Genomic DNA, 12,591 nt, shown 5'->3' on the forward strand with positions numbered 1-12,591 from the left:
CACCCGACACCCTGCCGCTCGACCGCGATCGTAGGCTTGACGCCATGCGTCAGGAATGGCATCACTTCCAGTTCCCCGGCCCGGAGATCGGGCAGTCCGTCGACGACGGGTCGGTAGACCTGGACCGCTGGCGTAGCCTCCCGCGGGCGCAGACCCCGCCGTGGCCCGACCAGGCGGCGGTCGACGACGTCATGAAGGTGCTCAACGTCGTCCCGCCGATCGTGGCACCGTACGAGGTCGACCACATGCGCGAGAAGCTCGCCCTGGTCGCCGACGGCAAGGCGTTCCTGCTCCAGGGCGGCGACTGCGCGGAGACGTTCGCCGACAACACGTCGGAGCACCTGCTCGCCAACGCCCGCACGCTGCTGCAGATGGCCGTGGTGCTCACGTACGGCGCGTCGCTGCCGGTGATCAAGGTGAGCCGGGTCGCCGGGCAGTACACCAAGCCGCGCTCGAAGCCGCTCGACGCGCTCGGGCTGCCCGCCTACCGCGGCGACATGATCAACTCGCTGGAGCCGACGCCCGAGGCCCGGGTCGCCGACCCGCAGCGCATGATCCGCGTGTACGCCAACTCGTCGAGCGCGATGAACATGCTGCGCGCCTACCTCCACGGCGGCATGGCCGACCTGCACGCGGTGCACGACTGGAACAAGGGCTTCGTGCGCACGTCCGCCGCCGGCCAGCGGTACGAGGCGATCGCCCGCGAGATCGACCGTGCGATCGGCTTCATGCAGGCCTGCGGCGTCGACGACTCGGCGCTGCGCACCGCCGACGTGTTCTGCTCGCACGAGGCGCTCGCGCTGGAGTACGAGCGGCCGCTCACCCGGGTGGTCGGCGAGCGCGCGTACGGGCTGTCGGGCCATTTCCTGTGGATCGGCGAGCGCACCAAGCAGCTCGACGGCGCGCACGTCGACTACATGTCCCGCATCGCCAACCCGATCGGCGTCAAGCTCGGCCCCACCACCACGCCGGAACTGGCGATCGAGCTGTGCGAGCGGCTCAACCCCGGCAACGTGCCCGGCCGGCTCACGCTGATCAGCCGCATGGGCAACGACAAGGTCCGTGACGCGCTGCCGTCGATCGTCGAGAAGGTCACCGCGGCCGGCCAGCGGGTGGTGTGGCAGTGCGACCCGATGCACGGCAACACGGTCGAGTCGCTCAAGGGCTACAAGACCCGCCACTTCGACCGGATCGTCGACGAGGTGCTCGGCTACTTCGAGGTGCACCGCCAGCTCGGCACCCATCCGGGCGGGTTGCACGTCGAGCTCACCGGTGAAGACGTCACCGAGTGCCTCGGCGGCGCGCAGGAGATCGCCGACGCCGACCTCGAACGCCGTTACGAGACGGCGTGCGACCCGCGGCTGAACACCCAGCAGTCGCTGGAACTGGCCTTCCTGGTGGCGGAGATGCTCCGTGGCTGAGCCGCTGGGCGACCGTCCCGTCGATCTCCGGTCCGACACGGTCACCCGGCCGACACCGGGCATGCGGGAGGCCATCGCCGCCGCCGAGGTCGGCGACGACGTCTACGGCGAGGACCCGACGGTCAACGCGCTGGAGGCGGAGGTCGCCGCGCTGTTCGGGCACCAGGCGGCGCTGTTCACGCCGACCGGCTCGATGGCCAACCAGATCGCGCTGCAACTCGGTGCCGGTCCGGGCGCCGAGCTGCTGTGCGACGCCGACGCGCACGTGGTCACCTACGAGTCTGGCGCGGCCGCCGCGTACGGCGGGATCAGCAGCCGCACCTGGCCCACCTGCGGTGCCCGCATCGACCCCGGCGCGGTGGCGGCGATGGTGCGCCCGGCCGGCTTCCACGCCGTCCCGACGACGCTGATCGCCGTCGAGCAGACGCACAACCGGGCCGGCGGCGCCGTGATCCCGGTCGAGACGCTCACCGCGCTGCGCGGGGTGGCCGACGAGGCCGGTGCCGCGCTGCACTGCGACGGTGCCCGCATCTGGCACGCGCACATCGCCGACGGGGTGGCGCTGAGCACCTACGGCGCCCTGTTCGACACGCTCTCGGTGTGCCTGTCCAAGGGGCTCGGGGCGCCGGTGGGGTCGCTCGTGATCGGGTCGACGGAGAAGATCGCCACCGCCCGGGTGCTCCGCAAGCGGCTGGGCGCCGGCATGCGTCAGGTCGGCATCCTCGCGGCGGCCGGGCAGTACGCGCTGCGCCACCACATCGCCCGGCTCGCCGACGACCACGCGCGGGCGAGGCGGCTGGCCGAGGCGCTCGCGCCCACCGGGGTGGTCGACGTCGCCGACGTGCGCACCAACATCGTCCCGTTGGATCTGGCCAAGGCGCCCGTCGACGCGCCGACGCTCGGCGAGAAGGCCCGCGCGTACGGCGTCCTCGTGTCTGTTCTCGGGCCGCGGACCGCGCGCCTCGTGACCCACCTCGACCTCGACGACGCCGGGGTGGAGCGCGCGATCGACGCAATTTCGGTGATCCTCCGCGGATAGGGATTCGCCCCGCGCGGCGCGGGTAGGTGACCGGTTCGACGATCACTCACCGCGCCCGCCGGGCGCCCGCCATGGTGGAGGAAATATGCGACTCAACGACGACGACATCGTCTCTGGTGGCCCGGGCGGAGCCAACGAGGGTCCCGCCGACGGCGGGGCCAACGCCCACGAGCACGACGGCGCCGCCGACGGCACCATCGCCGACGAGGGTGTCGCCGACGGCGGCGCCAACACCGCTCCCGACGCCGAGGACGGCGGAGCCGACGGCGCCGCCGAGGGCGTGGCCGACGGCGGCGCCAACACCGGCCCCGACGCCGAGGACGGCGGCGCCGACGGCACCGCCCGGTAATGACGGGTGTGGTGGAGCGGGCCGACGTCCGGCCCGCTCTCCGGCGCTGTGTCGGGATCCCCGTCGACGAGTTCGTCTCGAAGCACTGGGGGCAGGCGCCGCTGCTGTCCCGTCCGCCGGGCGGCTTCGCCGACCTGTTCGGGCTCGACGCGGTCGACGAACTGCTGAGCACGCACGGCCTGCGGACCCCGTTCGTGCGGGTGGCCCGCGACGGCACGGTGCTGCCGAAGGCCGAGTTCACCGGCAGCGGCGGCGCGGGCGCGGAGATCGGCGACCAGGTGCTCGACGAGAAGGTGCTCGGCCTGCTGTGCGATGGGGCCACGATCGTGCTTCAGGGCCTGCACCGCACCTGGGCGCCGCTGGCGTCCTTCACCGCGCGGCTGCATCACGATCTCGGGCACCCGGTGCAGATCAACGCGTACGTCACGCCGGCCGGCAACCGCGGGTTCGCCACCCACTACGACACCCACGACGTCTTCGTGCTGCAGATCGCCGGCCGCAAGCGGTGGACGATCCACCCGCCGGTGATGGTCGACCCGCTGCCCCTGCAGGCCTGGGGCGGCCGGTCCGACGAGGTGGCGGCCGCGGCGTCCGGACCGGCCGCGATCGACCGGGTGTTCACCCCGGGCGACGCGCTCTACCTGCCGCGCGGCTGGCTGCACTCGGCGGAGGCCGTGGGTGAGCTGTCGGTCCACCTGACCATCGGGATCCGCACCGTCACCCGGTACGCGCTGGTCGAGGAGATGCTGGCGATGGCGGTGGGCGCCCAGCCGCTGCGGGCGTCGCTGCCGTTCGGCGTCGACGTGGCCGACCCGGCCGCCGTGGAGCCGGAACTGGCCGCCACCGTTGCGGCGCTGCGCGACTGGCTGACCACCGTCGACCCGGCCGAGGTCGCCGGCCGGCTGCGGGAGCGGTTCTGGCCGGGGGACCGGCCGGCCCCGCTGCGTCCGCTGGCCCAGGCCGCGTTCCGCGCCGGACTCGACCGCGACAGCCTGGTGACGGCGCGGCCCGGCCTGCGCTGGCGGCTGGAGCACGACGACCCGCGGACGGTGACGCTGCGGACGTTCGACCGCACGCTCACCATGCCGGCCGGATGCGCGCCGGCACTGGAGTGGCTGCTGGCCGGACCGGTCCGCCGGGTCGCCGACACGCCCGGCCTCGACGAGGTCGACGACGCGCTGGTGCTGGCCCGCCGCCTGCTCAAGGAAGCGGTCCTGGTCCCCGCCTAGACGAGGGTCCGCAGCGCGGCGATGTCCTTGGCGTGGCCCTCGTGCACCGGGGCGCTCGGGGTCTCCACGATCACCGGGACGCCCCGGGTGGCCGGGTGGGCGAGCAGCGCGGCGAACGGGTCGAGCCCGATCGCGCCGGCGCCGACGTTCTCGTGCCGGTCGCGGGTGGAGCCGCAGGCGTCCTTCGAGTCGTTGGCGTGCACCAGCCGGAGGCGGCCCGGGCCGACGGTGTCGACCAGCGCGTCCATCGTGGCGGCGGCCCCGCCGGGAGCGGCGAGGTCGTGGCCGGCGGCCCAGGCGTGGCAGGTGTCGAAGCAGACGCCGAGCATCGGGTGCCGGCCGACCGCGTCGAAGTACGGGCCGAGGTCCTCGACCCGCTTCGCCAGGCACTGGCCGCCGCCGGCGCTGGGCTCGACCAGCAGCAGCGGACCGTCGGGGTCGAGGCCGTCGAGGATCGGGAGCAGCACCTCGCCGGCCTGCCGGATCGCCGCGTCGCGCGGTGCGTCGACGGCGCTGCCGGCGTGGAAGACCACCCCGCGCGCGCCGATCTCACCGGCCCGGCGCAGCGCGTGCCGCAACGTCTCGGCGGACTGGGCGACCGTGGCCGGCGTCGGCGAACCGAGGTTGACCAGCAGGCAGGCGTGCACCCACGCCTCGACGTCGCGCTCGGCGCACAGGGCCCGGAACGCCTCGTCCTGCTCGGGCGAGCCGTCGGGACGGGCCCAGCCGCGCGGATTCGACACGTACACCTGGACGACGTCTGCCGACGTGGCGTCGACGTATCCGGTGACGCCCTTCGCCAGTCCACCGGCAGCGGTGGCGTGCCCGCCGACCCGCCGACGCGTCGCGGTCGCGGGCGACCGTGACCCGTCGGCTAGCCGCACAGGATCCGGACCTCCTCGCCCTTCTTGAGCTGGGCGCCTCCGCCGGGGTCCTGGATGACCACGCGGCCGTTGTCGTTGCCGAACACGCGCACCTTGAAGCCGGCGGCCTCGAGGATCCGCTTCGCGTCCGCCGCCGACTGGCCGCGCACCTCGGGCACACTGACGACCGGCGGGCCCTTGCTCACGGTGAGCGTGACCTCGTTGCCCTCTTCGAGCCCGGCGCCCTCGTCGGGGCTCTGCGCGACGACGGTGCCGGCCGGCTTGTCGTCCTCGCGCTCCTCGGTCTTCACCTTGAGCTTGAGCTTCTCCAGCTCGCGCGTGGCCTGGTCGACGTTCTTGCCGACGACGTTCGGGACCTTGATCGGTGCCGGCCCCTTGCTGACCGTGACCGTGATCTTGGTGTTCGGCCCGACCTCGCCGCCGGCCGGCGGGTCGGTCTTGATCACCAGGTCCACCTCGTACAGGTCGCTGTACTCCAGCGCCCGTTCGACGATCATCTTCTTCGCCTGCAGGTCGCCGGTCGCGTCGTCGATCTTCTTGCCGATGACGTCGGGGATCGTGTAGCGCTCGCGGCCCAGCGACAGGGTCAGCGTGACCTGGCCGCCGCCGACGATGCGGGCGCCCGGGGCGGGATCCTGGCCGATGACCGTGTCCTTGGCCTGCTTCTCGTCGTACCGGGGCGGCCCGTACTTGACGGTGAAGCCGCCCTCCTTGGCCGTGGCCTCCGCCTGTGCCTTCGTCTTCGCGACGAGGTCGGGCGCCTCGGTGTAGCGGCCGATGCCGAACCAGTAGCCGCCGATCGCGGCCAGCAGGCCCATCGCCACCAGCGCCGCGGCCAGCCCCAGCCGGCCGCGCGGATGCGCGTTGACGGCGGCGATCAGGCCGGCGAGGCCGCCGGCGCCCGCACCGGTCGCGGCGCGCCGCCGGGGCTGCGGCCGGTCGCCGGGCAGCCGCGCCCAGCCCGGCCGGTCGGGGTGGAGGCTCGGGACGATCGTGGTGTCGCCGTACACGCCGGTCGGGTCGATCCGTGGCACCGCGACGGTCGGGCCGGCCATCGGGGCCGACCGGGTGCTGACCGCGAGCCCCACGTCCTCCCGGGCCGACTGCACCTCGGCGAGCATGGCACCGGCGTCGGTGGGCCGGCCGCCCGGGTCGCGGCGGGTGGCCCGGGCGACGAGGTCGTCGAGCACCGGCGGCAGGCCCGGGGTGAACCGCGACGGCGCCGGGACGTCGTGCTGCACGTGCTGCCACGCGACGTCGACCGGGCGCGGGGCGTCGTACGGTACCCGGCCGGTGAGCATCTCGAACAGCACGATGCCGGCCGAGTACACGTCGGTACGCGGGTCGGCGTGGCCGTCGGTGACCAGTTCGGGCGCCACGTACGCGGCGGTCGCCAGCAGTTGGCCGCCGCCGCTCTCGTCGGCCTTCTCGACCGCGCGGGCGAGGCCGAAGTCGGCCACCTTCACCACGCCGTCGACGATGCTGTTGGCGCTGCCGCCCGGAGCCTCGGCGACGAGCACGTTCTCGGGCTTGATGTCGCGGTGCACCAGCCCGGCCCGGTGGGCCGCGGCGACCGCGGCGAGCACCTGCTCCATCACGGCGAGCGCCTCGACCGGTTGCAGGCGCCGCCGGTCGGCGAGCACCTCGCGCAGGGTGTGGCCGCGCACGTACTCCATGACGAGGTACGGCAGGCCGTTGAAGGTGCCCTGGTCGTAGACCGCGACCACGTTCGGGTGGGTGAGGCGGGCGATCGTCTTCGCCTCGTCGATGAACCGGCTGAGGAACCGCGGGTCATCGGCCTGGGTGGGGTGGATTATCTTCACCGCCACCGTGCGTTCGAGGCGTTCGTCGACCGCCATGTACACGGTCGCCATGCCGCCCCGGGCGACGCGTGACTTCACCCGGTAGCGCCCGTCGAAGAGCGAACCGAGCATCGCGTCGGCGACTGAGGTGTCCATCGCAGGCGAGTGTACGGCCGCACGGCCGTACATTTCACCGCCTGCCGCGGTGACCACGTGATCGAGAACCGTCGGTATCGCTCTGGCTACTCTGCGATGCCGATGGTGCCGGGTCGGAGGAACTGGCACTGGCGGGGGCGCTCGACGGGGGCAGCGAACTGCCCTCGGTGACCGGCGGCGGTGGCGGTGGGGGTGGGGTGGTCGACCCCGGCACCGGCGACTGCGACGGGCGGGGCGCCGCGGGCAGCCGCGGGGTCACCGGGGTCGCGCCGCCGCCCGTCCCGCCGGCTGCCGCCGTACCGGCCGGTGCGGTCGCGGTGGCGGCGTACCCCTGCGTGAGCGGCGGCCCGTCCGGATCGCCGACGGCGGCGAGGCCGCCGCTGATCGCGAGGAACGCGCCGGCCGCGCCGCCGGCGAGCAGCAGGGTGACGCCCGTGAGCGGCACCACCCGCGACGGCGGCCGCACCGACGGGGCGGTGGGCTCGAACTCCTCGGTGAACGCGCCCCCGAGCTTGGTCGCGCGGTGCGAGGCGAGGTCGTAGCGCGCGGAGCGCCACGCCCCGACGCACTCTTGCCGCAGCGCGTGCCACAGGTTCAACGATCGTCCTTCCATCGGTGTCTACTCGGTCGGTGGTCGGCGCTGTCGCTTCGCCGCCGGGTGGGGGACATGGCACCCTGGTGCGGTGACCGAAGAGCCCGTCGAACCAGCAGGGTGGATTACTGTCCCGGATCTCGCGGAACGGCTGGAGGTGCCCGTCACCCGGGTGCACCAGATGCTGCGCGACCACCATCTGCTGGCCGTGCGCCGCGACGGCGTGCTCCGGATACCCGCGGAACTCGTTGCCGGTAAAGGCGTTCTCAAGCACCTCCCCGGGGTGCTGACCGTGCTCTTCGACGCTGGGTACAACGACGAAGAGGCCATGCGGTGGCTGTACACCAAAGACGACTCCCTTCCGGGTGGTACGCCCGCGGCGGCGCTCGACGGGGCCGCGGCCACCGAGGTGAAGCGGCGCGCCCAGGCGCTCGGCTTCTAGCGGTGTGCGGCACCTGACCTATCTCGCCGTGCTCGGTGGCTGCCTGGCCGGCGCCCTCTGGCTGGAGCCGTTCCTGCGGGTCGGCGTGCTGCGGCGCTGGCGCCGGCTGGTGCTCACCGTCGTGCCGGTGGCGGTCGTGTTCGTGCTGTGGGACCTGGCCGCGATCGCCGCCGGCCACTGGGACTTCGACCCCGAACAGACCACCGGGATCGTGCTGCCCGGCCGGCTGCCGCTGGACGAACTGCTGTTCTTCCTCGTGGTACCGGTGTGCGCGATCCTCGGTTTCGAGGCGGTCCGCCGGGTCCTGCGCTGGAAGGCCGGAGACGAGTGACGTATACGGTCGCCGCCGTGCTCGGCGCGCTGGCGGCGGTGGGCGTCGACCTGTTCGTCCTGCGGACCCGGCTGCTCGCGCGCGGCCTCTTCTGGGCCACCTACCCGATCATCATCGGGTTCCAGCTGCTGTCGAACGGGATCCTCACCGGGCGCGGCGTGGTGCGCTACGACCCGGACGCGATCATCGGCGTCCGGATCGCCTACGCGCCGGTGGAGGACCTGGTGTTCGGGTTCGCGCTCGTCCTCGCGTCGCTGTCGACGTGGGTGTGGTGGGGCCGGCGCGGCGTGGATCCGCCGGACCCGGGCTAGTCCCGACGGCGGGTCGCCGCGGCGGCCAGCGCCCGCAGCACCTCGGCCGCCTCCGGATCGAGGGTGACCGCGCCGAGCGCGTCGACCGCCGCGGCGGTGAGGTCGGCGATGCGGCTCTCGGTGCGGGCCAGGGCGCCGCTGGCGGTGATGGTGTCGCGCAGTTCGGCCACGCCGGCCGCGTCGAGGGCCGGGTCGCCGAGCCGCTTCTCGAACGCGGCGGCCGTGCCCGCGTCGACCGCTTCCAGGGTGGCGGCGACCAGGAACGTGCGCTTGCCCTCGCGCAGGTCGTCGCCGGCCGGCTTCCCGGTGACCGCGGGGTCGCCGAAGACGCCGAGCACGTCGTCGCGCAGCTGGAACGCCTCACCGAGCGGCAGCCCGTACCCGGAGTACGCGGCCACGACGTCGGCACCGGCACCGGCCAGCGCGGCGCCCATCAGCAGCGGCCGCTCGATCGTGTACTTGCCCGACTTGAACCGGGCCACCAGGCTCGCCCGGCGCACCGACGAGTCGCCGGTGGCCTGGGCCTGCACGTCGAGGTACTGACCGACGGTGACCTCGGTGCGCATCTCGTCGAACACCGGACGCACCCGGGCCAGGGCCGCCCCGTCGACGCCGCTGGTGTGCAGCAGTTCGTCGGACCACACCAGGCACAGGTCACCGAGCAGGATCGCGGCCGCCCGTCCGAACGCCTCCCGGTCGCCGAGCCAGTCGCCGTCGGCGTGCAGGGCGGCGAACCGGCGGTGCGCGGCCGGCTCACCGCGCCGGGTGTCGGACCCGTCCATGACGTCGTCGTGGATCAGCGCGCTCGCCTGCACGAGCTCGAGCGCGGACACGGCGGCCAGCACCTCGGGCCGGTCGACCCCGCCGGCGCCCCGGTACCCCCAGTAGGCGAACGCCGGCCGGAGCCGCTTGCCGCCGCCGAGCACCAGCGACCGCGCGGCGGCGAGGACCGGCGCCAGCGCGTCGGGCTCGATGCCGACGAACCGCTCCTGCTGGCGGGCGAGGAAGGCGGCCAGCGTCTCGTGGACCCGGACCCGCAGCCCGGCCCGGTCGAGCACAGCCGAACCTCTTTCAGGGGACGTCACGATCAGCGACGCTAGCCGGATCCGGCGGCCACCGCAGCAGCGGACCCTGTGACATCGGCCAGGTAGCTCAGGCCCTCGGTGGCGACCCGCAGGTAGCGGTCGACCACCGACCGGGGGAGGGCGGCCAGCCGGCTGTGCAGGGAGCGGACCCGCGCGGCGGCCCGCACCGACCCCGACCGCACCGCCGCCGGCAGCGCCTCGATGGCCAGCTCGGCCGCCCGCTCGGGTGCGCCCGCGTCGAGGTGCGCCTCGGCCAGCCAGGTGGTGTACAGCGCCACCGGGCGGGGCTGCCGGATGCCGGCCAGCCCGTGGCTGAGCAGCGGGACGGCCAGCTGCGGCCGGTGCAGCACCGCGTAGCACCGGCCGGAGAGCGCGGCGTACTCGGAGTCGGTGAGCCAGTACAGCCACGGCGGCTCGTCGGCCGGGTCGCGCCGGCCGTACTGCCGATCGGCCGCGGCGATGGCCCGCTCGCACCCGCGGGCGTCGCCGGCCCGGGCCGCCGCGTACGCCACCCGCTGCAGCGCGAGCGCCCGCGCACCGGCCGGAGCGGCGCGGGCACTCTCGACCGCGCCGGCCCGGGCCAGCGCGACCGCGCGGGCCGGATCGGCGGTGACCTGCGCGGCGCTGCCCAGGAGATGGCCGACGAGCGCCGGATCGTCGGCCGCCCGCGCCGCCCGCAGCCCGAGCCGGTGCGCCGCCCGGGCGGCGGCGTCATGGCCGCCGTCGCCGTTGACCCAGCCGGCCAGCTGCGCCAGCCCGGCGACCGCCGCGAGCCCGCCCGGCCCGGGATCGCGGCGGGCACCCGCCACCTGGAGCACGTGGTTGACCAGCGGGCTGAGGTCGGCGCCGCCCATCAGGTCGTCGAGCCGGCGCAGCTCCGCGAGCGTCCACTCCCGGCCGCCACCGGGCGCGCTGACCTCGGGCCAGTACCGCCAGTCGTCGGCCGGGACCGCCGGCTCCGCCCGGCGCCCGGCGGACCGGCCGCCCCGCGCGACGGCCGCGGCCTGTTCCAGCTCGCCCAGCGGAACCTCCAGGACGACCGCGAGCCACCGCAACCAGTACGCGTTGGGCACGCGGTGCTCGCGCTCCCACCGGCTGACCTCGTGCCGGGTGACCGTGGCCGTACCGGACGCCGCGCAGAGCAGCTCGGCCATCCGCAGCTGCGTGCGCCCCCGGGCGACCCGCAACCGCGCCAGCCGGGCACCCAGCGACTCACCATCGATCGACACCTGAGACGACGTTGCCATCGGCCACCCCCGCGACCCTCACCACACCTCACCCACCAATACCCCACCCCTACGACACTTTCCCCGCCCAACCCCCACAGCCCTGCCACCATCCGGACAAGGCCCGATACAGTTCGGTGCGTGGCGCTCGGTCTACCCTCGGTTCTTCCCCGCCGGCATCCCTCCATCGCGGAGCTGGTGCACGCGGCCGAACCGACGTTCTCGTTCGAGTTCTTCCCACCGAAGACCCCGGCGGGCGAGACCCTGCTGTGGCAGGCGATCCGCGACCTGGAGCCGTTGCGCCCGTCGTTCGTGTCGATCACCTACGGCGCCGGCGGGTCCACCCGGGACACCACGGTGGCCCTCACCGAGCGGGTCGCCACCGAGACCACCCTGCTGCCGATGGCCCACCTCACCGCCGTGAACCACTCGGTGGCCGAGCTGCGGCACGTCATCGGCCGGCTGGCGGCGGCCGGCGTCCACGACATCCTCGCCGTGCGCGGCGACCCGCCGGGCAACCCGCAGGGCGACTGGGTGCGGCACCCGGAGGGCGTCCTGTATGCGGCCGACCTGGTACGCCTGGTCAAGGAGCTGGGCGACTTCACGGTGGGCGTCGCCGCGTTCCCGTACAAGCACCCGCGGTCGGCCGACACGGAGGCCGACACGGCCCAGTTCGTCGCGAAGTGCCGGGCCGGCGCCGACTTCGCGATCACCCAGATGTTCTTCGACGGCGACGACTACCTGCGCCTGCGCGACCGCGTGGCGGCGGCCGGGTGCGACACGCCGATCGTGGCCGGCGTCATGCCGGTGACCACGATGAGCACCATCGAGCGGTCGTCGCAGCTCTCCGGCGCGCCGTTCCCGCGGCACCTGGCCGAGCAGTTCGAGCGGGTGGCCGACGACCCGGCCGCCGTGCGGGCGCTGGGTCTCGAGCAGATGTGTGCGATGTGCGACCGGTTGCTGGCGGAGGGCGTGCCGGGCATCCACTTCATCACCCTGAACCGGTCCACCGCCACCCGCGAGATATGGCAGCAGCTGAGCCTCAGCGCCATCGGGTGACCGACTGGAACGGCTACGCGCGGCAGTGGTCGGCCCTGCACGGCGGCTACGATCCGCGCGCGGCCGGGGTGCTGGTGCGCGGCTGGCTCCGGTTGGCGTATGTCGTGGCGCGGCCGCTGGCGGCCAGGGGTGTCCGCCCGTCGGCGGTGACGTCCGCGGGGGTCGCGGTCGCGGTCGCGGTTCCGGTGGTCGCGGGGTTCGGTGCGTCATGGGGACCGGTGGGAGCACTGCTGGTCCTCCTCGGCGCCGTGGCCGACTCCGCCGACGGGGCACTGGCCGTGGTGGCCGGCCGGGAGACGCGGCTGGGCCGGGTCTACGACTCCGCGGCCGACCGCGTCTCGGAGGCGGCCTGGCTGGTGGCCCTGTTCCTGCTGGGCGCGCCGGGCTGGCTGGTGGCCGGCTGCCTGGGCGTCACCTGGCTGCACGAGTACGTCCGGGCCCGTGCCACCGTGGCGGGCATGGAAGGAATCGGCGCGGTGACGGTGGCCGAGCGCCCCACCCGCGTCCTGCTGACCCTGTTCGGCCTCCTGGCCGTGGGCGTCGCCGCCCTGGTCGCCCCCGCCCACACCGGGACCACCGCCACGGTGACGGCCGCGGTGTGGGCGGCCCTCGGCACCGCCGGCCTGGCGCACCTGTCGGCGGCCGTCGTCCGCGAGCTCCGCTGA

At 74.4% G+C, this 12,591-nt stretch carries 14 protein-coding genes; 9 read left to right on the forward strand and 5 right to left on the reverse strand.

Annotated features, from left to right (window positions below; all coding sequences use genetic code 11):
• Window positions 1-44: 44 nt before the first annotated feature.
• From Vau01_RS45295 to Vau01_RS45310, 4 genes are all read left to right on the forward strand, one after another.
• Window positions 45-1,421, forward strand: coding sequence for a class II 3-deoxy-7-phosphoheptulonate synthase (locus Vau01_RS45295; RefSeq protein WP_204006559.1), 1,377 nt, complete (start codon window positions 45-47; stop codon window positions 1,419-1,421).
• The gene (locus tag Vau01_RS45300; protein WP_373320400.1) at window positions 1,414-2,460 is read left to right on the forward strand and encodes a threonine aldolase family protein; all 1,047 of its coding nucleotides are present in this window, start codon (window positions 1,414-1,416) and stop codon (window positions 2,458-2,460) included. Before Vau01_RS45295 ends, Vau01_RS45300 begins: the two co-directional genes overlap by 8 nt.
• A gap of 85 nt (window positions 2,461-2,545) precedes the next feature.
• Window positions 2,546-2,809, forward strand: coding sequence for a hypothetical protein (locus Vau01_RS45305; protein WP_204006560.1), 264 nt, complete (start codon window positions 2,546-2,548; stop codon window positions 2,807-2,809).
• A complete protein-coding gene (locus Vau01_RS45310; protein ID WP_204006561.1) occupies window positions 2,809-4,038 on the forward strand; it encodes a cupin domain-containing protein in 1,230 nt (409 codons plus the stop codon). Before Vau01_RS45305 ends, Vau01_RS45310 begins: the two co-directional genes overlap by 1 nt.
• On the opposite strand, the gene Vau01_RS45315 is transcribed toward Vau01_RS45310, so the two are convergent.
• The 3 genes from Vau01_RS45315 to Vau01_RS45325 are packed head-to-tail and all read right to left on the reverse strand — an operon-like array spanning window position 4,035 to window position 7,478.
• Complete coding sequence (locus Vau01_RS45315) at window positions 4,035-4,922, reverse strand: deoxyribonuclease IV (RefSeq protein WP_204006562.1); 888 nt, start codon at window positions 4,920-4,922, stop codon at window positions 4,035-4,037. The two genes, Vau01_RS45310 and Vau01_RS45315, sit on opposite strands and share 4 nt — an antisense overlap.
• The gene (gene pknB / locus Vau01_RS45320; RefSeq protein WP_204006563.1) at window positions 4,913-6,880 is read right to left on the reverse strand and encodes a Stk1 family PASTA domain-containing Ser/Thr kinase; all 1,968 of its coding nucleotides are present in this window, start codon (window positions 6,878-6,880) and stop codon (window positions 4,913-4,915) included. Before pknB ends, Vau01_RS45315 begins: the two co-directional genes overlap by 10 nt.
• 34 nt (window positions 6,881-6,914) lie before the next feature.
• Window positions 6,915-7,478 (reverse strand): hypothetical protein, encoded by a 564-nt coding sequence (locus tag Vau01_RS45325; protein WP_204006564.1) that lies wholly within the window; start codon window positions 7,476-7,478, stop codon window positions 6,915-6,917.
• Window positions 7,479-7,563: 85 nt separating this feature from the next.
• On the opposite strand from Vau01_RS45325, the gene Vau01_RS45330 reads away from it, so the two are divergent.
• The 3 genes from Vau01_RS45330 to Vau01_RS45340 are packed head-to-tail and all read left to right on the forward strand — an operon-like array spanning window position 7,564 to window position 8,556.
• On the forward strand, window positions 7,564-7,914 hold the full coding sequence (locus Vau01_RS45330; protein ID WP_239152362.1) for an Rv2175c family DNA-binding protein: 351 nt from the start codon (window positions 7,564-7,566) through the stop codon (window positions 7,912-7,914).
• A gap of 4 nt (window positions 7,915-7,918) precedes the next feature.
• Window positions 7,919-8,245, forward strand: a complete 327-nt coding sequence (locus tag Vau01_RS45335) for a lycopene cyclase domain-containing protein (protein ID WP_204006565.1) — start codon at window positions 7,919-7,921, stop codon at window positions 8,243-8,245.
• Complete coding sequence (locus Vau01_RS45340; RefSeq protein ID WP_204006566.1) at window positions 8,242-8,556, forward strand: lycopene cyclase domain-containing protein; 315 nt, start codon at window positions 8,242-8,244, stop codon at window positions 8,554-8,556. Before Vau01_RS45335 ends, Vau01_RS45340 begins: the two co-directional genes overlap by 4 nt.
• Here the strand turns inward: Vau01_RS45340 and Vau01_RS45345 are convergent.
• Together Vau01_RS45345 and Vau01_RS45350 are read right to left on the reverse strand one after the other, a co-directional pair.
• Window positions 8,553-9,614, reverse strand: a complete 1,062-nt coding sequence (locus Vau01_RS45345) for a polyprenyl synthetase family protein (protein WP_373320401.1) — start codon at window positions 9,612-9,614, stop codon at window positions 8,553-8,555. The genes Vau01_RS45340 and Vau01_RS45345 overlap by 4 nt on opposite strands.
• A 38-nt stretch (window positions 9,615-9,652) precedes the next feature.
• Complete coding sequence (locus Vau01_RS45350; protein ID WP_204006569.1) at window positions 9,653-10,870, reverse strand: helix-turn-helix domain-containing protein; 1,218 nt, start codon at window positions 10,868-10,870, stop codon at window positions 9,653-9,655.
• 138 nt (window positions 10,871-11,008) lie between these two features.
• Between Vau01_RS45350 and metF the strand changes: the two genes are divergently transcribed.
• Together metF and Vau01_RS45360 are read left to right on the forward strand one after the other, a co-directional pair.
• A complete protein-coding gene (metF, locus tag Vau01_RS45355) occupies window positions 11,009-11,926 on the forward strand; it encodes a methylenetetrahydrofolate reductase [NAD(P)H] (RefSeq protein ID WP_204006570.1) in 918 nt (305 codons plus the stop codon).
• Window positions 11,893-12,591 carry a CDP-alcohol phosphatidyltransferase family protein gene (locus tag Vau01_RS45360; RefSeq protein WP_204006571.1) on the forward strand — a complete coding sequence of 233 codons (699 nt, stop codon included), beginning with the start codon at window positions 11,893-11,895 and terminating at the stop codon, window positions 12,589-12,591. The genes metF and Vau01_RS45360 overlap by 34 nt, the downstream gene beginning before the upstream one ends.

The sequence above is a fragment of the Virgisporangium aurantiacum genome (assembly GCF_016863635.1).
Lineage (GTDB): Bacteria > Actinomycetota > Actinomycetes > Mycobacteriales > Micromonosporaceae > Virgisporangium > Virgisporangium aurantiacum.

Coding starts and splice junctions, on each gene's coding strand:
- Vau01_RS45360 (WP_204006571.1), top strand. CDS start 11,893: ATGGCAGCAGCTGAGCCTCAGCGCCATCGGGTGACCGACTGGAACGGC.
- Vau01_RS45310 (WP_204006561.1), top strand. CDS start 2,809: ATGACGGGTGTGGTGGAGCGGGCCGACGTCCGGCCCGCTCTCCGGCGC.
- Vau01_RS45305 (WP_204006560.1), top strand. CDS start 2,546: ATGCGACTCAACGACGACGACATCGTCTCTGGTGGCCCGGGCGGAGCC.
- Vau01_RS45295 (WP_204006559.1), top strand. CDS start 45: ATGCGTCAGGAATGGCATCACTTCCAGTTCCCCGGCCCGGAGATCGGG.
- pknB (WP_204006563.1), bottom strand. CDS start 6,880: ATGGACACCTCAGTCGCCGACGCGATGCTCGGTTCGCTCTTCGACGGG.